At 50.2% G+C, this 24,659-nt stretch carries 19 protein-coding genes; 7 read left to right on the top strand and 12 right to left on the bottom strand.

Annotation, left to right across the window (positions count from 1 at the left end; genetic code table 11):
- Window positions 1-118 precede the first annotated feature (118 nt).
- Window positions 119-2,602: an ATP-dependent helicase HrpB gene (gene hrpB, locus Kalk_RS09840; protein ID WP_158643412.1), complete on the bottom strand. Its 2,484-nt coding sequence runs from the start codon at window positions 2,600-2,602 to the stop codon at window positions 119-121.
- On the opposite strand from hrpB, the gene Kalk_RS21195 reads away from it, so the two are divergent.
- Together Kalk_RS21195 and Kalk_RS09825 are read left to right on the top strand one after the other, a co-directional pair.
- The gene (locus tag Kalk_RS21195) at window positions 2,568-3,452 is read left to right on the top strand and encodes a glutathione S-transferase family protein (protein WP_158643411.1); all 885 of its coding nucleotides are present in this window, start codon (window positions 2,568-2,570) and stop codon (window positions 3,450-3,452) included. The two genes, hrpB and Kalk_RS21195, sit on opposite strands and share 35 nt — an antisense overlap.
- A 65-nt stretch (window positions 3,453-3,517) precedes the next feature.
- Window positions 3,518-4,375 carry a DHH family phosphoesterase gene (locus tag Kalk_RS09825; RefSeq protein ID WP_233716866.1) on the top strand — a complete coding sequence of 286 codons (858 nt, stop codon included), beginning with the start codon at window positions 3,518-3,520 and terminating at the stop codon, window positions 4,373-4,375.
- 16 nt (window positions 4,376-4,391) lie between these two features.
- Here the strand turns inward: Kalk_RS09825 and Kalk_RS09820 are convergent, their stop codons facing one another.
- The 3 genes from Kalk_RS09820 to Kalk_RS09810 all read right to left on the bottom strand — a co-directional run bounded on the left by Kalk_RS09820 (window position 4,392) and on the right by Kalk_RS09810 (window position 8,202).
- Window positions 4,392-5,342: a hypothetical protein gene (locus tag Kalk_RS09820; RefSeq protein WP_101894079.1), complete on the bottom strand. Its 951-nt coding sequence runs from the start codon at window positions 5,340-5,342 to the stop codon at window positions 4,392-4,394.
- Window positions 5,343-5,361: 19 nt separating this feature from the next.
- On the bottom strand, window positions 5,362-7,620 hold the full coding sequence (locus tag Kalk_RS09815) for a YgiQ family radical SAM protein (protein ID WP_101894078.1): 2,259 nt from the start codon (window positions 7,618-7,620) through the stop codon (window positions 5,362-5,364).
- Window positions 7,621-7,740: 120 nt separating this feature from the next.
- Window positions 7,741-8,202 carry a flavodoxin family protein gene (locus tag Kalk_RS09810; protein WP_101894077.1) on the bottom strand — a complete coding sequence of 154 codons (462 nt, stop codon included), beginning with the start codon at window positions 8,200-8,202 and terminating at the stop codon, window positions 7,741-7,743.
- Window positions 8,203-8,289: 87 nt separating this feature from the next.
- Here Kalk_RS09810 and Kalk_RS09805 point away from each other — a divergent pair, with 87 nt between their 5' ends.
- Complete coding sequence (locus Kalk_RS09805; RefSeq protein WP_101894076.1) at window positions 8,290-9,018, top strand: glutathione S-transferase family protein; 729 nt, start codon at window positions 8,290-8,292, stop codon at window positions 9,016-9,018.
- Between the two features lie 48 nt (window positions 9,019-9,066).
- Here Kalk_RS09805 and Kalk_RS09800 read toward each other — a convergent pair whose 3' ends face one another.
- The 7 genes from Kalk_RS09800 to urtA form a co-directional block, all read right to left on the bottom strand.
- Window positions 9,067-9,417, bottom strand: a complete 351-nt coding sequence (locus Kalk_RS09800; protein ID WP_101894075.1) for an FmdB family zinc ribbon protein — start codon at window positions 9,415-9,417, stop codon at window positions 9,067-9,069.
- 12 nt (window positions 9,418-9,429) lie between these two features.
- Complete coding sequence (gene fmdA / locus Kalk_RS09795; protein WP_101894074.1) at window positions 9,430-10,659, bottom strand: formamidase; 1,230 nt, start codon at window positions 10,657-10,659, stop codon at window positions 9,430-9,432.
- A gap of 50 nt (window positions 10,660-10,709) precedes the next feature.
- Complete coding sequence (gene urtE / locus Kalk_RS09790) at window positions 10,710-11,396, bottom strand: urea ABC transporter ATP-binding subunit UrtE (protein WP_101894073.1); 687 nt, start codon at window positions 11,394-11,396, stop codon at window positions 10,710-10,712.
- Window positions 11,397-11,419: 23 nt separating this feature from the next.
- Window positions 11,420-12,169 carry an urea ABC transporter ATP-binding protein UrtD gene (gene urtD, locus Kalk_RS09785; protein ID WP_101894072.1) on the bottom strand — a complete coding sequence of 250 codons (750 nt, stop codon included), beginning with the start codon at window positions 12,167-12,169 and terminating at the stop codon, window positions 11,420-11,422.
- Window positions 12,170-12,171: 2 nt separating this feature from the next.
- A complete protein-coding gene (gene urtC / locus Kalk_RS09780; protein ID WP_407656825.1) occupies window positions 12,172-13,242 on the bottom strand; it encodes an urea ABC transporter permease subunit UrtC in 1,071 nt (356 codons plus the stop codon).
- 84 nt (window positions 13,243-13,326) lie between these two features.
- Window positions 13,327-14,253 (bottom strand): urea ABC transporter permease subunit UrtB, encoded by a 927-nt coding sequence (urtB, locus tag Kalk_RS09775; protein WP_101894070.1) that lies wholly within the window; start codon window positions 14,251-14,253, stop codon window positions 13,327-13,329.
- A gap of 75 nt (window positions 14,254-14,328) precedes the next feature.
- Window positions 14,329-15,558 (bottom strand): urea ABC transporter substrate-binding protein, encoded by a 1,230-nt coding sequence (urtA, locus tag Kalk_RS09770; RefSeq protein WP_101894069.1) that lies wholly within the window; start codon window positions 15,556-15,558, stop codon window positions 14,329-14,331.
- Between the two features lie 340 nt (window positions 15,559-15,898).
- Between urtA and Kalk_RS09765 the strand changes: the two genes are divergently transcribed.
- The 4 genes from Kalk_RS09765 to Kalk_RS09750 all read left to right on the top strand — a co-directional run bounded on the left by Kalk_RS09765 (window position 15,899) and on the right by Kalk_RS09750 (window position 23,695).
- A complete protein-coding gene (locus Kalk_RS09765) occupies window positions 15,899-19,267 on the top strand; it encodes a hybrid sensor histidine kinase/response regulator (protein ID WP_101894068.1) in 3,369 nt (1,122 codons plus the stop codon).
- Window positions 19,264-20,187 carry a response regulator transcription factor gene (locus tag Kalk_RS09760; protein ID WP_101894067.1) on the top strand — a complete coding sequence of 308 codons (924 nt, stop codon included), beginning with the start codon at window positions 19,264-19,266 and terminating at the stop codon, window positions 20,185-20,187. Before Kalk_RS09765 ends, Kalk_RS09760 begins: the two co-directional genes overlap by 4 nt.
- 97 nt (window positions 20,188-20,284) lie before the next feature.
- Complete coding sequence (locus Kalk_RS09755; RefSeq protein WP_101894066.1) at window positions 20,285-21,910, top strand: carboxylesterase/lipase family protein; 1,626 nt, start codon at window positions 20,285-20,287, stop codon at window positions 21,908-21,910.
- Window positions 21,911-22,138: 228 nt separating this feature from the next.
- Entirely contained in the window at window positions 22,139-23,695 is a 1,557-nt protein-coding gene (locus tag Kalk_RS09750) for a SulP family inorganic anion transporter (protein ID WP_101894065.1), read from the top strand.
- Here the strand turns inward: Kalk_RS09750 and Kalk_RS09745 are convergent.
- Window positions 23,692-24,573, bottom strand: coding sequence for a hypothetical protein (locus tag Kalk_RS09745; protein WP_101894064.1), 882 nt, complete (start codon window positions 24,571-24,573; stop codon window positions 23,692-23,694). The genes Kalk_RS09750 and Kalk_RS09745 overlap by 4 nt on opposite strands.
- Between the last annotated feature and the right edge of the window lie 86 nt (window positions 24,574-24,659).

The following is a 24,659-nucleotide window of genomic DNA, read 5'->3' as shown; positions in this document are numbered from 1 at the left end:
CGCAGCAGGGAGAACATCACAACACCCCGAATATTACTTTTTATTATAAGCCGCTTATTATTCTGTAAAGCATTACATTACACCAACGTGGAAGTGTGACGCAATAGACACTTTGGTGCTATTTCCCTAAGGCATTTTTGGTTCGGGTGGTGGCTTGGGCGCTTGCTGGGTCGTCAGGCCAAAAATGCTTTGGGTAGCGGCCGCGCATCTCTTTGGCAACCTCGCGATAGCTTCCTGACCAAAAAGCAGGCAAATCCTGCGTGATCTGGATCGGACGGCGAGCAGGTGAAAGCAGCTCCAAGGTAACTGGCGCACCTCCAGGCAAGGTGGGGTGCTGCTGAATGCCGTAGCATTCCTGCAATCGGACACTGAGGGTTGGCGTACCATTACGGTAATGCACCTGATGGTTACCGGTGGCCAGATTCCAGTAGGAGGGTGCTGCGTCATCCAGCTCGGCTAATCTTTGCCACCCCAGATGGCTTTTCAATGCGTCCAGCAGGGGGATGGTGTTGAGGTCTTTAAACGAATAGCAGTTTTCTAAAAATGGGCTGAGCCACAGGGGGGCCTGTTCGGTTAGCGCTTGGAGCCCAAAGTCGGGCCAGTGATCAGGTTGCTGTCGGGCGAGCCAGTTGATCCGTTCACAAAAGTGGCGACTGGCATCATCCCATGGCAGCGCGGTCAATTGTGTGGCCGCTAATGCGTGGAGTAAAAGCGATTTTGCTTGCTCTTGCTGTGGTGCTGGCCAGGGTTTGGTCAAGGGCTGCTGCTGCAGTGTCAGTGCGCCGAATTGGGTGCGCTGTTCTGCTATTACAGCTTGTTTTTGTTCATCCCAGCTGAGGCTGGATTGCCGCGAGATCTGCTCAGCCAGCGCTGATTTAAGGTCCTGTTCAGTGATAGGGTATGCCAGGTGGATAGTGGCATCGGTGCCTGTGCCTGCGGCATCCAGAACAATAAGGTAGCGATGGGTGGCCAGTTTGTCATGGCGCTGGAGCTGGGCACCTTTGCCGTTGCTCATCCGGTAGCGTAATGCATTGCTTGTGCGTTGCTGGGCTACGTGATCAGGAAAGGCGCGTACCAGGGCTTGGGCCAGATTGGTATTCTGGCCTTCACTCTTGCTGTGTTGCTGCAGCCGCTTTTGTAATTGTGCGCGTAAAGCGTGGAGCCGAGATGGCGACCCGTTTCGGTTACCGTTTTCCATCCACTCAAGCCTCAGGTGCAGGTCTGACTGAAAATGGTCGTTATTCCTGCGCAGCGGATCGCCCTCGCTGAGAATGGCGGCGCAGCTGATGGCTTCTGCCTCTGCCGGGCTGCCGTGGCAGGCCCAGGCCAGTGCCGCCAGCCTGGGCGGCAGCCCAAGCAGACTTAACTTCCGGCCCAATGGCGTAATGTTACCGTCTGGCCGCAGGGCTCCTAATTGTTGTAGCCCTTCACGTGCACGTTGTAAGCGTTCTGTAGGCGGCGTGTCCAGCAAGGTGAGCGAGGTGATGTCAGTCACGCCCCACTGGGCCAGTTCCAGTGCGACGGGTTGCAAGTCAGTCGTCAGTATTTCTGGGTCATTGAATGGTTTCAGCGCAGTTTGCCGGCCTTCCCCCCAGAGCCGATAACAGCTGCCCGGTTGGGTGCGTCCGGCTCGTCCGCGGCGTTGTTCAGCGGATGCCGCAGAAATCATTTCGGTATGCAGCCCATTCAGTCCTCGGCGCTCATCGTAACGGGCAATCCGAGCCTGTCCGCTGTCGATGACCACTCGCACATCTTCGATGGTGATACTGGTTTCTGCAACGTTAGTGGACAGTACTACTTTACGCTGGCCGGAAGGCGAGGGAGCCAAGGCTTTTTGTTGTTGCTCCTTAGGCAGGGATGCGTGCAATGGCAGTACTTCTACGTTGTTGGGCAAGCCGCCTTCTTCCAGTTGTCGCTGCACGGATCGAATGTCACCCATGCCTGGCAGAAACACCAGCAGGCTGCCTTGCTCTTTGCGCAGGGCCTCCTGGATAACATGACTGATGTGTTGGTGGGGATACCGATCAGGAGGCGGTGGGCGATAAAATGTTTCCACCGGATGGGTGCGGCCTGCTGATGTGACCAGCGGGGCATCCAGCCATTGGCACAGTCGATCACCATCGAGGGTGGCGGACATGACTACCAGTCGCAGTGGATGATCGTCTCCCCGCAGTGCTGCCTGGGTCTCAAGAGTGAAGGCCAACGCAAGATCTATATTGACTGAGCGTTCATGAAATTCATCGAACAGTACGACGTCAACATCGCGTAGTTCAGGATCACGTTGCAACTGCGCGAGAAACACCCCGTCGGTCACGACTTCTATTCGATTCTGCTTTGCGATGCAGCGATCGTAACGGGTGCGATAACCTACGGTTTTGCCCGGTTGTTCGTTAAGCTGGGCGGCCAGCCGTTGGGCTGCGTTATAAACGGCCAGGCGTCGCGGCTGGATGACAATAATTTTGCCTTTAAGCCAATCGCATTCCAGTAATGCCAGTGGTATGCGAGTTGTTTTTCCCGCCCCGGGTGGTGCCTGCACTACAACCTGCGGGTGATCCTGGATGGCAATAATGAGTTCAGGTAACACCTGTTCAATGGGCAGCACGGTTTGGGATCCTGTTGGGATTCTGCGAGACGGACAGCAGCAGTCTAAAGAAGCCATGCCGGACTGTACAGTCTGCGCGTTTGCTTACGGTCGCAGTAGCGGTATGATCTTGATAGGTGGTAATCAACGGATAGGGAAATGTATGTTTGATATTACGGTATATCAGTTCAGCCGCGCTTGGGGGTTGCCCAATGCATCGCCATTTTGCATGAAGTTGGAAGGCTATCTGAAGCTCGGAGGGGTGCCCTACAAGATTGTAGAACAAAATGATCCTCGCAAAGGGCCAAAAAATAAAATCCCCTATGTGAAAATCGATCGTCAAATAATGGGCGATTCAGAGCAGATCTATGAATATCTGAACTCCCATCATGTGATCGACCTGGATGAGCCATTAACCGAGCAGGAGCGGGCAATACAGCATGCTATGCTTTCCATGTGTGAAGAGAGCCTTTACTTTGTCATGCTCTATAGTCGCTGGATGGATGATGCCAATTGGGATCAAGTGCGAGACACGTTGTTTGCCGGTATGCCGAAACTGGTTCGCCCCATCATTACCAAACAAATTCGTAAGAAAATGCAGTCAGACCTGATCAGTCAAGGCATGGGGCGTCACAACCTCGCCGAGGTGTATTCTATTGGTGCCAAGCACGTGAATGCGTTGGGTAGTTATTTGGGGGAGCGCAGTTGGTTTGGAGGTGAGCAGCCGGTAAAGCTGGATGTAGTGGCGGTCAGCTATCTGGCCAACATTCTTAAACCACCTATTGAAACACCGTTGCAGGAAACCGTTAAAATGTGGCCAAACCTGGTAAGTTTTACCGATCGGGCCCTGAAAGAAATTTATGGCTCGTGATATAGTGCGCGCCTCTTTCGTGTTCGGCACTGTGCCGCACCCACCCAATACATTGACGAAGTAGTATGAGTATGACGGCACCCCTGGTTATTTTTCACGGTAATTGTCTTGACGGATTTGGAAGCGCCTACGCAGCATGGGTGTATTTCAATATTAACCAGAAGGTGGCGGCAGACTATATCCCGGCAGCACATGGTGATGTACCGCCGGAGGCTACGGGCAAAACCGTTTACCTGTTGGACTATGCGTACAAGCGGGTCGGTATGGAGCAACTGTGTAAACAGGCCGAGAAAGTCATCGTACTGGATCACCATATCACCGCGGTAGAAGAGCTGGCCGGGCTGGACGATGAATACAATAACCTGGAGTTGCTGCTGGATATGGATCGGTCTGGCGCCATGATTGCCTGGGAATATTTCCACCAGGCTCCGGTACCAAAACTGATTGCCTGTGTGCAGGATCGCGATCTGTGGCGTTGGGATATTCCAGAGAGCCAAGACATAAACGCAGGGCTGATGTCGCAACCGTTTACCTTTGAGCGTTGGCATGAAGTGGCAAATGATGAATTGGCGTTTCAGCGAATGGCCGATGAAGGCAATGCCATAAACCGTTATCGTAGCCAAATGATTGAGCAGGGCAAGCGGGCGGCGGTTATGGGGCAGGTGGCAGGTTTTAGTGTGCCGATTGTTAATTGTCCCCGTGCTATTGTCAGCGAGTTGGTGGGTGAATTGGCCGAAGGGCAGCCTTTTGCGGCAGGGTATACAGATAAGGGAAATCGTCGTAGCTGGTCGTTACGATCTGCACAAAATGGCGAGGACGTTGCTAAGATTGCCCAGCGCTTTGGTGGCGGTGGCCACAAGAACGCGGCAGGTTTTGTAACCTGGCTTGAGGATGGCTGTCTGGTGGTGGAGCCGGAGGCTTGACCTATACCACTAAGAGTTAATCGAAATAAGTGTGGTTAACGTCATATACCTGTTCATCGGGCCGATCAATCTCTGAAACTATTCCCGAGTTGCGCCGTGTTCTGCCTGCGCTGTATTGAAACCCCGGGCCAGAAATCATTTCATCGCAAAGCAGGCACTGGTTTAGCTGTCCTGCTTCTGCATTGGGTGATGATTCGGTTCCGGTAAGCAGCGGAATCAAGCCGTATTCGTTTATGCACACCAACAGGCAGGATTGGGATGTTTTGTCGGCATTATAGGCCCACGATTCTGCGCATGTCTCGCTAAAACCGATCTCCATCATGCAGCTTTTCTTATTGGCCAGCCCCATGCGTTTGCTGCACACTTTTGCCATCACGGTTAAATCCAGAGAGCCGTATACAGCCAAATCCTGCAGCGTTGAGCAGGCACCGCATTGTTGATAGTGAGTTAGCTGAAAGCCGGGGTTGGCTTCCAGTGTGTGCCGGTTGTCAAAGCTTGCCAGTTCATACTCTTCACGGTTTGAATCGATAAAGCGCACCCCGCACACGGACGCGTCGACGGGGTCAGCTGACTTATTCTGCCACCAATGTACGACTTCCTCGCGGGCAGGAAAAGCTTGTACGGGAATGCCCGTCTGGGTGATGCTGTACTGGCAGTTGGAATCGTTCCAGCATTCATCCCAGGGTAGCCACTGCAACGGAAAGTAGGGATTCGCGCTGACAAAGTCTGTTCGACCGCTGCCCAGCAAGCTGTTCTGTCTGAGGATGGATTCAATGTTGGCAGGGTGGGTTTGTTGCAACAGGATCACTGTGGATTCGTCAAACGCTGTTTGCGGAAGCGGTACTGATTGCAGCGGTTGATTGCAGGCAATCAGCAGGCTGGTAATGACAGCGACAACCAAGCGGTTAGCTAATCGTGCGAGAGTACGATTAGCTTTTGATTCGTGGTGCTCTTGGTTCTGCGGCATGGCTGCCCACCCTTATTTGTTATTTTCGTCGTACTGGTTTACCTGTTCTGCGAGCTGTTGCTCTGGTGTTGCTTTTGGCTCCACTGCCTGACTTGTTGCCTGGTTTATTGCCTTCTCTGGGCGGTAAGCCCGTGTGTTGAGTCAGTATTTTTCCTTTGCCTGCCTTGGCGTGCGTACCTGCAGAATTGGGCTTGCGCGACGCAGTCGCAGAAGCTTTATTAAGTTTTGCTGTTGGGTGGTTGGCTGGTTGTGTTGGGGGAATCAAATGTTTCTTCCCAAAACCAATCAGATGCGCTTTGCCCATTCGTTTCAGGGCTTCTCGCAGCATGGGCCAGTTGTCTGGATCATGGTAGCGCAGAAACGCCTTATGCAGACGGCGTTGCTTTTCTCCCTTAGGGATAAAGACTTTGTCTGTCTTGTAATTGACCCGATGGATTGGATCCTTTTCCGTGTGGTACATGGTGGTGGCCATGGCCATAGGTGAAGGATAAAACGTTTGCACCTGGTCGGCGCGGAAGCCGTTGTTCTTAAGCCAAAACGCCAAGCCCAGCATGTCCTCATCAGTCGTGCCAGGGTGCGCGGCGATGAAATACGGAATCAGATATTGCTCTTTCCCCGCCTCTTTTGAAAAGCGGTCAAACATTTCCTTGAACTGATCGTAGGCACCCATGCCCGGTTTCATCATTTTTGATAAGGGGGCGCTCTCTGTATGCTCTGGTGCAATCTTTAAATAGCCTCCCACGTGATGAGACACCAGCTCACGAACGTACTCTGGATCCAAGACCGCCAGATCGTAACGTAAGCCGGACGCGATCATGATGCGTTTAATGCCAGGAAGCTCTCGGGCTCGCCGATACAGCCGAGTAGTTGGGGAGTGATCCGTTACCAGGTTTTTACAGATTGTAGGGAACACACAGGACAGTCGTCGACAATTCTGATGGATCTCCTCGCTCACGCAATTGAGCATGTACATATTGGCAGTTGGGCCACCCAGATCCGAAATGGTGCCGGTAAAGCCTGGCGTCATATCGCGGATTTTTTCAACTTCGCGAATGATAGAATCTTCAGAGCGGCTTTGAATAACGCGACCTTCATGCTCGGTAATAGAGCAGAAAGAGCATCCACCAAAACAACCACGCATAATGTTCACCGAAAAGCGAATCATCTCATAAGCAGGGATACGGGCGTCGCCATAGGCCGGGTGCGGGATGCGTTGAAAAGGCAACTCGAAAACATCATCCAGCTCTTCAGTGGAAAGGGGCATCGCCGGAGGGTTCATCCATAAATATCGATCCGCATGCTTTTGCACTAATGTGCGGGCATTGGATGGATTGGTCTCCAGATGAAGTACGCGAGAGGTGTGAGCGTATAGCACCGGATCTTTGCTGACTTTCTCGAACGATGGCAAAAGCACGAACTGCTTTTTGCTGCCGGCAGCAGGCCGGATATGCACTACTTGAGCTTCATTGGATGGTGTTTTGTCGCCGGTGGCACAGGGTGCTTCCAGCGCTTCATTGGTTTGTTCCCAATGGTAGGGATTGTAATGGGGATCAACGCGCCCGGGGGTATCAATGCGGGTGGAATCCTTGATCTCCCAGTCGGCGGGCAGCTCGTTGAGCAGGCAGGCCGAACCGCGTACGTCCCGGATGTCTTTCATGGCCTGTCCGGCGGCTACGCGATGGGCAATCTCCACCACTGCCCGTTCCGCGTTGCCGTACACCAGCAGATCGGCTTTGGAATCCATCAACACCGAGCGGCGCACCTTATTGCTCCAATAATCATAATGGGCAATTCGACGCAGGCTGGCTTCGATACCCCCTATCAAAACAGGGATATCTTTATAGGCCTCACGGCAGCGTTGGGAATACATCAGCACCGCGCGATCGGGTCGTTTGCCCCCTTCATTATTGGGGGTATAGGCGTCATCGTGACGGATTTTCAAGTCTGCTGTGTAGCGGTTAATCATGGAATCCATGTTGCCCGCAGACACTGCAAAAAACAGATTAGGTTTGCCTAAGCGCTGAAAGTCGGCTGCGTTTTTCCAGTCGGGCTGAGCTATGATGCCGACCCTAAATCCCTGAGATTCCAATAACCTGCCAATCACTGCCATGCCAAAGCTGGGGTGGTCCACATAGGCATCGCCGCTGATGATTATGATGTCACAGCTATCCCAGCCAAGGGTGTCCATCTCCTGGCGGGACATGGGGAGAAACGGCGCGGTGCCATAGCACTCTGCCCAGTAGCGTGGGTAAGTAAATAAGGATTTAGCTGCTTGCATAAGAATGGTTAAAGAACTGCAGTATCAAGGAAGCGATATTCTAGCTTAAAGTGGGCGTAAATTCAGCATCTAAGCGGCGGTGTGCTTTTGTGCCAGGGTGTGGGCTTAAGGCCTGCGCGGTCAGATGATTCCCGCGTCCAGGCTCATGGCGATGGCTGTACCCAGTTGTTGGCACTGATCAGCAAAGTCCTCATCCCATTCGCCCCTGCATACCAGCGGAGCCTGTACTGCTTTCCAGCGCAGACCTGTGGTGATGGTTTCGACTGCTCGACATGTTCCGGTGCCATCCTGTCCTGCGCGTACATAGAGTGCAAAAGGCAGCCCCTGCTTTTCCTCCAGGCAGGGGTAGTAGATGCGGTCGAAAAAGTCCTTCAATGCTCCGCTCATATATCCCAGGTTTTCTGTAGTGCCCAGTATGATGGCGTCACATTCCAATACATCTTTCGCGATGGCATGCAGAGGCTCAACCTCTTTTACGCTGACTTCGCATATGGATGGGTGGCGGGTACCGGCCAGAACGGCCTCCCTTAGTTTCAGGGTATTGGGAGAAGGCGCATGGGCTACTACTAGAAGCTTTTTCATAGCAAGACGTGGGCGTTTCCTGATAGGCATGATTCCCTAAGTATGGTAGAACATGCAGTGTCATGCCAAGAATAATAAGAGATCACTATGTCGCTCACTTTGTATCAGTTTCCTATATCTCATTTTTGTGAAAAGGCTCGCTGGGCCTTGGATTATAAAGGGTTGGACTACACCACTAAAAGTTTATTGCCGGGGCTTCATGTTAAAGTTACCCAAAAGCTCGGTGTGAAATCGTCGGTGCCAATATTGGTTCACGATGGACGATCAATTCAAGGGTCAGAGGCGATCATTACCTATCTGGATGAACAATTTCCTGAAAATAAGTTAACCCCAGTAAGCTCCGAAGACGCTCAAACGGCGTTGGAGTGGGAGCGTTATCTGGATAAGGAGATTGGCGTGCATCTGCGTTGTTACGTTTATCACACATTGTTAGATCATCCCAAGCTTGCAATCGGCTTTTTTGCTAAGGGTGGGCCATTCTGGGCGAAGCCGTTGTTAAAAATTAACTACCCCAAGCTATCCAGCTTAATGCGTAAGTTCATGGACATTAACAAGGCAACGGCAGCCGATTCCAAGCAGCACCTGCTGATTGCGTTGGAGCGCCTTAATGATGCGCTGGATGATAAAGATTATCTGATTGGTGATCGCTTTACGCGGGCAGACCTGACGGCAGCGGCGCTGCTTGCACCTTTGTTTATGCCGCCTAAATATGGTCTTGACTGGCCGGAAACCATGCCAGAGCCTTTGCAATCTGAGGTGGAAGCTTTAGAGCCTCAGTTGCAATGGGCGCGGGGAATATACGAAAAGCATCGTTGAAAAATGCAGCCACACTCTGAGTTCGTGGAAAGAGTATGGCTGCACAGTTTAGTGGCTTATCATCCACGGACGCATCGAAGGAAAAAATTTCTCCCCGCGAGCGGTATACATCAATTTTGAATTGCGCTTTTTATGATCCGAACAACCACAGCCTCCGTCTTCTTTCTTAACCTTGCGCGATGCATCAGTCGACAATAGCGGCTCATGCTGCGATTTCTCGTTGGTTTCGAAAGCCTTGCGGCGCTCGGATTTCATATTAAGGAATTCAGGAGGAATCATGATAACCCTTGCGGACAAGGCTCCGCATTGGGGGCAAGCGCAGGGTTTATCGTGATCCGCCATGGTGGCTAGCTCATGGAATACGCCATGATTTTTACATTTATAATCATAAACAGGCATATCGATCTCCCGTTATTTATCAGGTGCCAAGGGAACGTCAATGGACCCGTCCAGATACTTGGTGGGGCCGTCCGCATCGGGTTTGATGTCAAATTCAAAGATGTCGGTAGGTAGCCACAAAGTGGCGCAGGCATTGGGTACATCTACAACGCCACTGATATGTCCTTGTACCGGAGCTGTACCCAGAATGGCGTAGGCCTGGGCCCCGGTGTAACCGAATTTCTTCAGGTATTCGATGGCGTTCAAACAAGCCTGGCGATAGGCGATGTGTACATCCAAATAATGCTGCTTACCTTGTTCATCTACCGAGATACCTTCAAAAATGAGATAGTCGTCGTATTTCGGTGCGATCGGGCTGGGCATGAAAACAGGATTCTTGATGGCATACTTGGACATACCATCCTTGATCAGTTCAACACGCATGTGAATCCAGCCTGCCATCTCGATAGCACCACAGAACGTGATTTCACCATCGCCTTGGCTGAAGTGCAGGTCACCCACCGAAAGGCCGCCGTCCTTCACATACACAGGGAAATAAACCTTAGAACCTCGGGATAAGTCCTTGATGTCACAATTGCCACCATGTTCGCGGGGAGGCACAGTGCGGGCGCCTTCGGCTGCAGCCGCCGCTTTTGCTTCGCCGGTCATCTTGCCCATGTGCGCGGTCTCAGCATAGGGTAGGTTGGCCAGTCCTGGTACTCGGTCGGGTTCGGTGTCGTAGAGTTCTTTTTCTCGGGTGTTCCATTCCTTCAGCATCTCTTTTGAAGGAAGGCAGCCAATCAGTCCTGGGTGAATAAGGCCTGCGAATTCAACACCAGGTACGTGCCGGGATTTGGTGAACATGCCATTGAAATCCCAAATGGATTTCTGTGCTTCCGGGAAATGCTCGGTGAGGAACCCCCCTCCATTTTGTTTGGAGAAAAACCCGTTGAAGCCCCATTGACTCTCTTGGAATGCGCCAATATCGAGGATTTCGACCACCAGAAGATCGCCTGGCTCTGCGCCTTCAACACCGACAGGGCCTGATAAAAAGTGAACCTGCGACAAATCCACATCACGTACGTCAGATGCATCATCGTTGTTCTTGATTTGTCCGCCGGTCCAATCATAGCACTCGATGATAAAATCATCGCCAGGTTTGACCATGGCAGCCATGGGTATGTCCGGGTGCCAGCGATTGTGAATGTCATCCTGATCATAAGGAGATTTGTTCAGGTCAATTTTGATAATGGTTTCAGCCATGGTTATAGTCTCCAGACAGTTGGTTAACTTCGGGTCACTGTTGCGATGAGTTACACCGCCAGATACGCCGCAATTTTTTCTGCATTTGCACTTTCGCGAGTTTCCTCTGCTACAATTTCACCTTTTTCCAGCACCAAAATGCGATCTGCCACATCCAGCGCGAAACTTAAAACTTGTTCTGACACCACAATCGATAATCCTTTTTCATCTCGAATGCGTCGCAGAGTGCGTGCCATTTCCTTGATGATGGATGGCTGTATGCCTTCAGTGGGTTCGTCCAGTAACAGCAGCTTAGGTCTGCTTGCAAGAGCGCGGGCAATCGCCAGCTGTTGCTGTTGCCCGCCAGACAAGTTGCCGCCACGTCTAGACTTCATTTCCAGCAAAACAGGAAAAAGCTCGTATAAGTCATCAGGCACCTTTTTTTCTTTAGTGGAAGTAAGCCCCGTTTCGATGTTCTCCTTCACTGTCATAGTCGAGAAGATCATTCGGCCCTGAGGCACAAAACTCATGCCATTGGCGACCCGTTGGTGGCTTTTCATATTAATGACGTCCACTTCGTCAAGGGTAACGTTGCCTTGAGATGGGAGAATCCCGATTAGAGACTTCATCAGAGTGGTTTTTCCCATGCCGTTTCTTCCCATAATGGCAACGATCTCATTGGGCTTAACTTGAAAGTTGAGATTGTGGATAACCTCGCTTTGGCCGTAGGCTACGTTGTAGTTGGATACATTTAGCATGTGATCTCTCCTCGTTGTCAGGATCAATGACCCAGATAGACTTCTTTCACTTTTGGATCATTCTGAACACGCTCCATCGAGCCTTCAGACAACACTTTGCCCTGGTGTAGCACGGTGACGCGGTTGGCAATGTCTGCAACAAACTGCATATCGTGTTCAATGACAATCACGGAACGGTCTTTGGTGATTTTATTGAGTAACTCTGCTGTTTGTTTGCGTTCAGCAACGGACATGCCTGCAACAGGCTCATCCAGCATCAATAGTTCCGGATCCTGAATCAGCAGCATGCCAATCTCAAGCCATTGCTTCTGACCATGACTGAGCAAAGCTGCTTGCTTATCCAGATGGTCTTTAAGGAAAATCAGGTCGGCTATTTCTTCAACTTTGCTGACCACTTCGCGGTCTCGTTTGAATAAAAGCGCACCTAGTACGTTGCGCCCCCTGGGAAACGAAATCTCCAGGTTCTCAAATACGGATAAATCCTCATAGATGGAAGGATTTTGGAACTTTCGACCGACGCCTGCATGAACGATCTGATGCTCCTTCATTTTTGTCAGCTCTTTGCCTCGAAATTTAATAGAGCCATCCGTGGCTTTAGTGCGTCCACAAATCAAATCAAGAACCGTGGTTTTGCCTGCGCCATTGGGGCCGATGATGACGCGGATTTCATTTTCGTCGACATAAAACGACAGATCATTAACTGCCTTGAAGCCATCAAATGAAACAGTCAAACCCTCTACGGACAGGACAAAATCTTTAGCGGATGCATTCATTATCAGCTCCTGGTGTCGGCAGTTGTAGACGAGGAAAGTGGTGGGCGCATTGCGCGGATGGTCACAAGCCACCGTGATACACGTGGCTCTATCCAGGTTTTATATATGCCAGCTAAACCATCTGGGAAGGCGAGCACTACGCCGATAAATAAAGCGCCAAGACCGAATAGCCACAACTCGGGAAATGATTCTGAGAAGGTTGTTTTAGCTAGGTTTACCAACAAGGTTCCATAGACGGCACCCAGTATTGAAAGACGGCCGCCGACGGCACAGAAGATCACCATTTCGATGGAGGGCACAATGCCGACAAAGGTTGGTGACATGAACCCGACCTGAAGTGTAAACATGGCACCGCCAATGGCAGAGAATGCTGCAGCGAGGCAGAACACAAAGATTTTGAAATTAGAGACATCGTAGCCGGAGAAACGGACTCGATCCTCTTTGTCGCGCATTGCGACCAGTAATCGACCCAGTTTGCTTTTACGTACGAACTGAGCAATAAGCAAACAACCGAACAACATGAAGCAGCACAGAAAGTACAAGATATACTTGGCTTCATCGGTGCGTATGTCCCAGCCCTTGAGTGTGCGGAGGTCGGTAATACCGTTCACGCCGCCGGTGTAGCCTTGCTGACCTATAATCAGTATGGTCAGAATGGCAGCGATGGCTTGAGTGATAATGGCAAAGTACACTCCGCCTACGCGACGCTTAAACATTGCAACACTGACGATAAATGCAAAGATAACCGGCACCAGAATAATGGCGATCATAGTGAAGCTTAAGCTGTTGAACGGTTCCCAGAACCAAGGGAGCGCTGTCAGCTGATTCCAATCCATAAAGTCTGGAATACCGGGAGTGGATTGTATCGCGGTGTTTTCCGGAGCAGAGGCTTCCAGTTTTAGAAACATCGCCATACAGTAGCCACCTAATCCAAAGAAAACACCCTGACCCAGGCTGAGGATGCCTCCATATCCCCAGCAAAGTACCAAGCCAATCGCTACGAAGGCGTAAGAAAGATACTTGCCAATCAAATTGAGTCGGAAAATATCCATTGATAGTGGTAAAACGATCATGATCACTAGCGCTAATAGTGCAAAGCTGAGCGCATCGGATTTGGGTAAGAAAGAACGTATTCCATAAGACATAATCGACACTCCTTAGTGACGTATCTTCAGTGCGAATAGACCCTGTGGACGCAGCATAAGGATGCCTACGACGACCAACAGAGTGAGCACTTTAGCCATTGAGCCGCTGAGGAAGAATTCCATGGTTGATTGGGCTTGGGAGATAGTGAATGCCGATGCTATGGTGCCCAGTAGGCTTTGAGCGCCCCCGAATACCACCACCAGAAATGTATCAACGATGTAGAGTTGTCCTGAGGTGGGGCCGGTTGAGCCAACCATCGTAAATGCACTGCCAGCGATGCCAGCGATACCACATCCCAGGGCGAAGGTGATGCGATCGACCTTTTCGGTGTTGATGCCAACGGCGCTGGCCATTTCGCGGTTTTGCACCACGGCGCGAACCTGGCATCCCCAGCGCGAGCGAAACATCATGAAGTAGACGCCTAGCGATATGATCAAAGTAAGAACCATAACGAAGATTCCGTTGATGGGTATTTCAATCATCTCTGTAAGTGGGTACGAGCCCATCAACCAATCGGGGAGTGTTACACCGACTTCGCGTGCTCCAAACACTGTGCGATAGAGCTGTTGCAAAATAAGACTTAGTCCCCACGTTGCCAGCAACGTATCGAGAGGGCGCTTATACAAATGCCTTATCATGGCCCATTCAACTAGCGCCCCAAGTAAAAAGGTGGCAAGGAATGCCAGTAGCATGGCGAGAAAGAAGTACCCGCTGAATAAAGTTGGGACATATTCTGAAAATACGTTGGACGTTAGGTACGTGATGTAGGCACCGAGAATCATGAATTCCCCATGCGCCATATTTATTACACCCATTTGGCCAAAAATAATGGCAAGACCCAGCGCCATGAGTACGAACACTGAGAACAGAATCAAGCCTGCAAAGCCTTGCATGGCAAATATCGATGTCAGCTCTGATGCGGTATATTCGGCAAACATATCAGCCTCCAGTAATCACTTCTAAGAGATGGAGCAGGCTTGGCGGCACCACAATGATGCCACCAAGCTATTGCCTTATTGATAACCTTCTGGGAATGGATCGGGTTCAATCAGATCGCTACTTTCATACACTACCTTGTACTGCCCATCCGTCATGGCGACGCCAATGCGTGTTTTGGACCAGAGGTGGTGGTTTTCATGTACCCTGACGTAACCTTCAGGTGCGGTTGTTAACTCAATCCCTGGAGATGCAGCACGAACCTTGTCTATATCAAAGGAGCCGGCTTTTTCTACAGCAGCTTTCCACAGCCATGGCCCAAGGTAGGCTGCCTGAGTGACGTCACCAATGACGATATCCTTGCCCCATTTAGCTTTGAACGCTTCAACAAATCCTTTGTTGTTATCGTTTGGTAAGCTCTGGAAGTATTTCATTGATGCGTAGATGCCTTCGATGTTCTCGCCACCTATACCCAGTATCTCGTCTTCGGTAACAGAGATCGTCAGAAACAAAGGCTTCTCTTTGGTCATATTGATGCCTGCTGCCTTCAATTGTTTATAGAAAGCAACATTGGAACCACCTACTACGGAAATGAACACCACATCAGGCTTTTTCAACTTGATCTTGTTGATGACAGAATTGAACTGAGTATGCCCGAGCGGATAGTATTCCTCCCCCACCACTTTAAGTCCGAGTTTATCAATGTGCTTGCGTGCGATCTTGTTGGAGGTGCGTGGCCAAATATAGTCGGAGCCGAGTAGATAAAACGTCTTGGCACCTTTGGTGGACTTAGCCCAGTCGATGCCTTCCAGGATCTGCTGGGTAGCTTCTTGACCGGTGTAGATTACGTTGGGCGATTGCTCCAGACCTTCGTAAAATGTTGGGTAGTAAAGCATCCCGTTGTACTGTTCGAACACCGGCAGCACCGCTTTGCGTGATGCCGAAGTCCAGCAGCCAAATACAGCGGCTACTTTGTCGTTAACCAAAAGCTTTTTGGATTTCTCTGCAAATGTTGGCCAGTCACTGGCGCCGTCTTCCTGAATAAATTCAATTTTTCGACCCAATACACCTCCCATGGCGTTGATTTGTTCTATAGCCAGCTTTTCGGCCTGTACAGATCCAGTTTCACTGATGGCCATAGTGCCGGTAACCGAGTGGAGTATCCCCACCGTTACCTTGTCGTCGGTTACTGCTAAGCCGGTAGAATTGACGGGGTTTGCTTGAGATATATATGGAGTGAGAAAAATACTGGCGGTAAATGCCAGCGCGGCCTTTCTAAACTTGGAGCTAAGGTTATTGGACAGCATGGTTCGACCTCTTGTGAATTACGACCCAATTTAGACACTCGAATGCCTGTCGACAGCGCAGCAGCGCAAGGCGTTGTGTCATGGTGGGCAGTATTGCGTTTTCACATGGGTGACAACATTCGCCGAATACCCTATGCACCTACGTCATTTGACGCATAGTCATACACTATCCCAGGGCCACTTAATTGCTTCCCTTGGTATGCAAATTGCTGCATGTCTTGTTCGTAGTCATTCAGGATGTGACTTGGGGATTCTCTGAAATCGGATTTTCATCCGCGCTATCATCGCTTAAGCATACGATGCTGCCGGTTGGCAGGTGAATCAAACTGGGCATAGACAAATGGCGGCAAGGCAACAAATATTCAGGGTCAGGCGTAGCTACAATCAGTGGGTTGCAAACGAAACCTTAGAAGATTATGCATTACGTTTTACAGCGAAAAGTGCGCGTCGCTGGTCAGCTGCTCGAGTAAGTAACACTGCACTAGGTGCTATATCGTTTCTGGCGCTCGAAGCCATAGGGGCGTCCATCACGCTGAATTATGGTTTCACCAATGCGGCAATAGCCATTTTAACAGTAGGGCTAATCATATTTGTGACTGGTTTTCCTATAGCCTTCTATGCTTCAAAATATGGCATCGATATTGATTTGCTCACTCGTGGTGCAGGTTTTGGTTACATCGGCTCGACCATCACGTCGCTAATTTACGCATCATTCACCTTCATATTCTTCGCTCTGGAAGCTGCAATAATGGCCATGGCGTTGGATCAGCTCTTTCATATACCGGTTTCAATCGGGTATTTGATTAGCGCTGTATTGGTTATTCCCTTGGTTACGCACGGCATCACATTGATCAGCCGTTTCCAGTTATGGTCGCAGCCGCTATGGGTCTGTCTTCAGTTGCTTCCTTTTATCTACATAGGCTTGAATGATGTGGTGTCCGTGGAGGACTGGACCCGTTACGTCGGTGCTGAGGAGGGCGCTGACGGAGGATTTAATATCCTGTTGTTTGGGGCTGCATCTGCGGTGATCTTCTCGTTGATCGCGCAAATTGGCGAGCAGGTGGACTTTTTGCGATTCTTGCCACCAAAACCACAGGTGCCGGCTTGGCGGTGGTGGAGCTCGATGATTGTCGCGGGGCCGGGATGGATTGGCGTAGGGGTGTTAAAAGTATTTGCGGGTTCTTTTCTGGCGGTGCTCGCACTCAATCATGGTATTGCCGAAACTGACGCGAGTGATCCGACTACCATGTATCGAGTCGCTTTTGGTTACATCACATCATCTCCAGAATTCGCGTTGGCAATGGCAGGCGTTTTCGTGATTCTTTCCCAGCTCAAGATCAATGTCACCAACGCTTACGCTGGTTCAATTGCATGGTCGAATTTCTTCTCGCGGCTTACCCACAACCACCCGGGGCGTGTTGTTTGGTTGATCTTTAATGTGGTGATTGCGTTGTTGCTAATGGAGCTGGGGATATATCGTGCACTGGAAGAGATTCTGGGGGTTTACGCGATTGTCGCTGTTGCCTGGGTTGGGTCATTGGTAGCGGACTTGGTTGTAAACAAACCTTTAGGCTTGAGTCCGCCCGCAATCGAGTTCAGACGTGCCTATCTATATGACATTAATCCGGTGGGCTTCGGCTCAATGGTGTTGGCGTCCTTGATAGGTATCAGTGCTCACATGGGAAGCTACGGTGACATAGCTCAGGCTCTTGCGCCGTATTTAGCGTTAGCCTCGGCTTTTGTTATCGCACCCTTTATTGCGTGGGTGACGAAAGGCCGGTACTACATAGCACGGCAACCATCATACATAGTAACCAGCAACGGAATAGCGACCTGCTGTATATGCGAACACAATTTTGAAGCAGAAGATATGGCTTTGTGCCCCGCATACGGAGGACACATATGTTCGCTGTGCTGTTCTTTGGATGCTCGGTGCCAGGATCGTTGCAAACCTCATGCGCGCATGTCCGAGCAAATGCTGAACTTGATGGCTGCGATATTGCCACAAAGAATTGTTGCTCACATGAACTCAAGATTTGGCCATTTCATGGCGTTGATGTCGTTATGCTCCTTGTTCATAGCCCTGATATTGACAGTTGTATATTTCGAAGTTCAGGCGCCCGATTTGATTGTTAAGGAATTAATTGGAAACTTGTTGTGGAAAGAATTTTTCATCCTGTTGATTGTTGCTGGAGTTGCCGTTTGGCTGTTTGTTCTGGCCCATGAAAGCCGGCTGGTGGCTCAGGAAGAGACAGAACGACAAACTGAATTATTACAACAGGAAGTGTTTGCCCACGAACAAACAGACCTTGCGCTACAGCAGGCAAAGGAGCTGGCCGAAGCAGCAAATAATGCAAAAAGTCGCTACCTGACCGGAATCAGTCATGAATTAAGGTCGCCCTTGAATTCTGTAATGGGCTATGCCCAGTTACTGGAAGGTGATCAAACTATCCCGGAAAATCGAAGAGAGGCAGTTAATGTCATTCTACGCAGCAGTGAGCATCTGTCGGATCTTATTGAAGGTCTGCTCGATATCTCCAAGATCGAAGCGGGGAAACTGGATTTGCACCGTAATGAAGTGCGTTTTTCGAAACTGATGGATCAATTGGTTAACATGTTTAGGCTTCAGGCGCAGATGAAGGGGATTGGATTTGAGTATCAGTGCGTTGGACGGTTGCCTGAGTATGTGGCAACAGATGAAAAGCGGCTACGGCAGATACTTATAAATTTACTATCCAATGCAATAAAGTTCACTTATGTGGGCCAAGTTAGCCTTGAAGTACGTTATAGAAATCAAGTGGCTGAGTTTAATGTGCGTGATTCAGGCGTTGGTATTAGTAAGGATAATATAGACAAGATATTTAAACCGTTTGAGCGTATTCATGAGCCAGGTATGGTTCCCGCACCGGGAACCGGTTTAGGTTTGACTATTACTCGACTATTAACCGAAATAATGGGTGGCGATATCAGTGTTGAGAGTGTGCCGGGCATGGGCAGTCGGTTCACCGTTTCTCTGATGCTGCCCAGTATTGTGCAGCCTGCCTTGGCTCCCACGCTAGAGCAGAGAATTCGTGGATACGTCGGAGCACGAAAAAAGGTTATGGTGGTAGATGACGATGAGGTCCATCGTTCTTTAATGCGCAATATTCTGGAGCCTATTGGGTTCGCGGTGGGTGAGGCGCAAACTGCGGAGGACTGCATCGGGATGTTAGAAAAATGGCATCCTGATATATATTTACTGGATATGAATATGCCAGGCATGAATGGTTGGCAGCTTGCCAGCCACCTGCGTGAATCATCAGTAACTGAGCCGATAGTTATGATCTCGGCAGATGCACGTGAAGGGCACCATGATAACGATGATTTAAGACCCCATAATGACTATCTGATTAAACCCGTGCGGGTTACTGCTTTGTTAGAACGTATAGGGGGATTGCTTGGCTTGCGATGGATCTACGAAGGTGAATCCAATATTTCCATTCCCTTAGTGGTGAATTCGCTGCCAGAAAAAGATCTACCGGACAGTGACACACTCGATCGGTTATGTGCAATGGCGGAAATAGGACATTTGCAGGGTTTGAAGGCAGAGCTTGATAAACTCAGGCATGGTGAGCGTGCCAGCCCTGCTTTTATAGAGTATCTGGACGCTGCTGTAAGACAGGCAAGAATGGATATCATCATAAGTCTAAGTCAGGTGAAATCGGAATGAGTGTCGTAGCGCAACGATCAGATGTGGTGTTGGTCGTGGATGATTCTGCAGAAACATTAGGCATGCTAAGTCAGGTTCTGGATGAAGAGGGGCTAACGGTACTGATTGCGCTTGATGGTGAACAGGCGATTAATATCGCATGCAAAATGCGGCCGGATATCATTCTGCTTGATGCGCTTATGCCAAACATCGATGGTTTTGAGACCTGCCGTAGGATGAAGCAACGTGCGGATTTAAAGAATATTCCAATCATTTTCATGACAGGGTTGAGCGATACTGAGCATATCGTCATGGGGTTAGAGGCCGGGGGAGTTGATTATATTGCCAAACCGATTAACCCACAGGAACTGGTTGCCCGCATGCGGGTGCATCTATCCAATGCTCGCATGACTCAGAGCGCCAGAGTTGCGCTGGATACAGCGGGCCAGAATATCTTTACAACCGATCACAATGGAAAAATGCTATGGGCAACTCCTCAAGTATTTGCATTGTTTGAATTGGCGATGGCAGATTCGAATTGGCTTGAAGGGTTCTTGGCGCCGGTGTTACGCAACTGGCTGGTACATATGCCAGAGCAAGGAAGGAAAATTCAAGTGGATGCGCCGATTAAAAAACTTCAGTGCAAGTACCTTGGTGAGATTAACGCACATGAGCATTTGTTTCGACTGTTTGAGGAGGATGGGAGCTCCGATGTCGAAGTCCTGAAAAAGGCCTACAGCCTTACGGAAAGGGAGGCAGAAGTACTGTTGTGGATTGCGAATGGGAAAACCAATCGAGAGATCGCTCAGATATTGGAAATGAGCCCCCGTACAGTGAACAAGCATCTTGAACAAGTATTCAAGAAGATGGGGGTGGAAAATAGAACTTCTGCAGCATCTTCCTCTATTCGCGTGTTAAGTGAGAACGGCCGCTTGGGATAACCGGCCTAATCGATTTCGACCCATCTTTACAATATTCCGGTTTCCTTCAGCGGTAAGATCCTGTGCTAATACAAAAAATCACAGGATCGTTTTCTTTATGGCACGCAGTTATCGTCTGGGCTTTATAAGCAAATATAGGTTTTCGTTGCTATGGTTGATGGTTTTTCTGGGGGCAATGCTTACTGGTTGCGGGGCCGACCCTCAGGTTGCTACTAGCTATGGTTTGGTTGAGGGCAATCGTAACGGTGCTGTGACAGAATATCTCGGTATCCCATATGCCGCGCCTCCTGTGGGAGAACTGCGCTGGGCGGACCCGCAAGCCCCACAGAGTTGGGATGGTGTTTTCGAAGCAAAAAGTAAGGGAAATGCCTGCACTCAATACGGCGTAGGCCTGCCCGCGCTTTATCCCCGGGAAGATTGCTTGACTTTGAATGTTTGGGTACCGAATACAGAAGGCCCTCACCCCGTTATGTTTTGGGTGCATGGGGGCGCTCAAATGGCAGGTTCCAGCAACGAGCTTCAGTATGATGGTGCCAGTCTGGCTGCAGCACAAAATGTGGTGGTGGTAACGGTAAACTATCGATTGCTTGTGTCTGGATTTTTTGCATTACCAGGATTAGGTGGTGGTGAGGAGCTGAAAGGAAATCAGGCGATAAAAGATCTGATTGCAGCATTACGCTGGGTGCATGATGAAATCGCACTGTTTGGTGGTGATCCTGGTAACGTTACTGTGTTTGGTGAATCCGCCGGATCCACCAACACTTGTGCGCTGTTAGCGACGCCCAAGACTCAGGTGCCGGATAAGTTATTACATCGAGCCATTATGCAGAGCGGAGCCTGCGATACCCTGGGTGTTATGACATTGCAGGAGGCGCAACAAGAAGGAATGGATTTGATGCAGGAGTTGGGTTGTCTGGACGCTGATGAGCCTCTGCAGTGTGCTCGGGACCTGCCCATAGAAACCATTCGCGACTTGAAAAAGGCCAATCTGTTTACAACGTTCGGGTGGCGATTGGATGAGTGGCTTTTCCGAATAGGGCTGGTGGTGGATGGTGACGTGTTCCCAAGCGATCCATTGGAGCTGCTGGCAGACAGCTCAAGGCATGATACACCCATACTGCTTGGTACTAATAAAGATGAAGGCAGCCTGTTTGCCGGGTTTCTTTCGCACCCGGATGATGCGGTCGTTTACGCTGAGTTCTTGGAGCAACGTTATCCAGGTCAAGGTGCAGACATCGCGTTGCACTATCCTTTCGATCAGTACCCTACTGCTGGGCAGGCGCATGCTGATGCTCGTGGTGACTTTATTATGAAGTGCCCTACTTTAAATATGGCCCGCACCTATAGCCGGAATAACAATGTCTGGATGTACTCGTTGGAGCAGGATGTTCGCTCCTTTGTAATGGGGCTGGCGGCGTTAGGGTTTAAGTCCAATCCACCCGCTCTTGGCACATTTCACAGTGCCGATATAGGCTATCTATTTGAATTTCCTTTGCTTAGTTCCCTTGCAAGAGCTTCCGATAAGCGGGTTAGGGATATATTTCAGCAAGCCTGGGGCAATTTTGCTCGCACCGGAAACCCGAATGGTGAGGGTGTGCCTGAGTGGGCCGCGTTTGATATCGATCGTAATAACTATATGGTCATCAGTGGTGAGCCAGAAAACCGTGACAATTTCCGCAATGGACGCTGTGATTACTGGTTCGAGGTGGGTTACGGCTTTTAACTTGGATTGTTGCTAACATATAGTCAATTTGATTTCGTTCCTGCATGCGGTTAATATGCGCGGCCCTGCGCAGTTATTAGCCGCATGTCTATATCCTCGTCTACTTAAGTAACAATTATCGCTTCAGCGTAGTTATACAACGCGGATTGAGTGCGCACTTCTATAATAGATGCAGAGTCTCCCATAGCCCATTAGCTGATAAATAGAGCTAAGCAGTAGAGAGCGAATATGTTTGAGTTAAAGGCGAACACGGCCCAAAGTGTTAAAAACGACGTCCTATCCGGTTTGACGGTTGCTCTGGCCTTGGTGCCCGAGGCTGTGGCCTTTGCGTTTGTCGCAGGCGTTGATCCTCTGGTGGGGCTGTATGCGGCATTTATGGTAGGGCTGATTACAGCGGTGTTTGGGGGGCGGCCGGGCATGATTTCTGGAGCCACGGGAGCCTTAGCGGTAGTGATGGTTAGCCTGGTGGCTGACCATGGAGTGGAATACCTATTTGCCACCGTGGTTTTGATGGGAATACTGCAGATCACGGCGGGAGCCCTGAAGTTGGGTAAATTTATCCGCATGGTGCCCCATCCGGTGATGTTAGGCTTTGTAAACGGCTTGGCCATCGTGATTTTTTTAGCGCAACTAAGTCAGTTTGGCCTTGCTGGGGAGGCGGGGTGGCTGGAAGGAACGACATTGCAAGGTAGCGTAATTGATGTTGCCTGGCTGGAAACGTCCAATTTGCTGAGGATGTTGGGGCTGGTTGCTCTTACCATGGCGGTTATCTACTTTTTGCCCAAGTTCACTCGAGCTATCCCTTCATCGTTGGCAGCGATTCTGGTGGTGACCGGGCTGGTGATAGGCTTCAATCTGGATACCCGCGTGGTAGGGGATGTTGCTGCCATCGCCGGTGGTTTGCCACAATTTCACATCCCTTCAGTACCGTTCACGTTTGAAACGCTGCAGATCATTTTGCCATATTCCATCATTCTTGCAGCGATAGGGTTGATTGAATCCCTCCTGACGTTGCGTTTGGTTGACGAAATCACGCAAAGCCATGGTAATGGCAATCGTGAGTGTTTGGGGCAGGGGCTGGCGAACACTGTCACCGGAATGTTCGGGGGAATGGGCGGTTGCGCCATGATTGGGCAAAGTATGATTAACGTTAATTCTGGCGGCCGCGGTAGGCTGTCAGGAATTGTGGCTGCACTTAGCCTGTTGGCCTTCATTCTGGTGGGCTCTGCGTGGATAGAGAAAATTCCTCTGGCGGCTCTGGTCGGGGTAATGTTTATGGTGGTGTTGGGCACATTTGAGTGGAGTAGCCTGCGCATCATGAACAAAATACCACGCAGTGATGCATTTGTACTGGTGCTGGTGTCGGGCGTTACGGTTGTTTCGGATCTGGCCGTGGCTGTAGTTGTGGGGGTGATTGTATCTGCGCTGGTGTTTGCCTGGAACAATGCCAAACAAATCCGCGTTCAGCGTTCAGAGCACGATACGTCTCAGTATTACACTGTTACCGGGCCGCTGTTCTTTGGTTCTACTACAGCATTCCTCACGCAGTTTTCGGTGTCTGAAGATAAGAACGATGTGATCATCGATTTTCTTGGTTCTAAGGTTTGTGATCATTCCGGTCTGGAAGCAATTGATACCTTGGCCGAGCGCTATCTTAAAGCAGGTAAGACTGTGCACCTTCTGCATTTAAGCCAGGATTGTAAAAACCTGTTGAAAAAGGCGGGTAATCTGGTGGAAGTGAATGTAATTGAAGATCCTCGCTACCTTGTTCCTGTTATTGATTAGCTGAGTGCCTCGCTCCGTAATTGGTTGGCTCTGATGGATTCCATAAACAGGGCCAGCCACACTTCCACATTGTCTTGCGTGTTTGATTCCTTATTGGTCTGTTGTGGGCCAGCGCTTTGTAATCCCGCCAATGCCCCCAGTTTACGGTAGGTGTCGAACCAGAACGGCCCTCCTAAACCAATTAAAACCCCGGAAAGCAGTATATTCGAAAACCAAACGATGAATGTAATGCCCTCATCGCTCAGGTGGGCCAGCTTTTGCGCTGCTGGCTGCCCCAGTGTTGATATATCGATGGCCGCACTTTGGTCGGTGAGGATTGGGGGGGTGGCATTGTCGAGCAGATATGTGTGCAGCAGTTCTAGAGCATTGATATTACAGGTGAGCGCCAGCAATAGCCCGATAACAAGCGCATAGAAGCTCGCGCGGCGTTTGAAGTAATCGGTGGCTCCTAACCCCAAGATGTCGAAACGGTGGGTAATGTGAGATAGCATGGTTCGTAAATAGGTTTGTTCATCAATGGATGATTGGCCCTTCTGGTCATGCAGCGCCTGACCTTCCGAGGTTGCAGCCAATCGGGAGATGAATTCTTGGGTGCTGAGAGACGTAAGCTGGCCAGCGTTGGTTATGCGGTCCACCATACTGTTTCCTGCTGTGAAACCGGATGATGTCATATACCGCACAAACTCATTATGAGGCGAGCGCTGTTGTGGTGGCAGCAGTGGAGCAATAGTATCTTCGTGCAGCCGTTGTATAAGTTGTCGCAGGCCTTTTTCCCGTATCCGAAACAAGCGGTGACCCGCCTCAATAATAACCGAGACGATGGTTGATAAAATCATCATGGTAACAGCGAAAGCGAGTAGCGCTTCGATCCAGGGCATGCTTTTTCCTTGTTATACTGATGCAACGGCAAGAAGAGGACTATACCGCTGCCTCCCCCAAGGTGTAAACAGAAGAGGGTAATACA

It is taken from the genome of Ketobacter alkanivorans, from assembly GCF_002863865.1.
Taxonomy (GTDB): domain Bacteria; phylum Pseudomonadota; class Gammaproteobacteria; order Pseudomonadales; family Ketobacteraceae; genus Ketobacter; species Ketobacter alkanivorans.
This window is presented reverse-complemented; position numbering and strand designations above follow the sequence as displayed.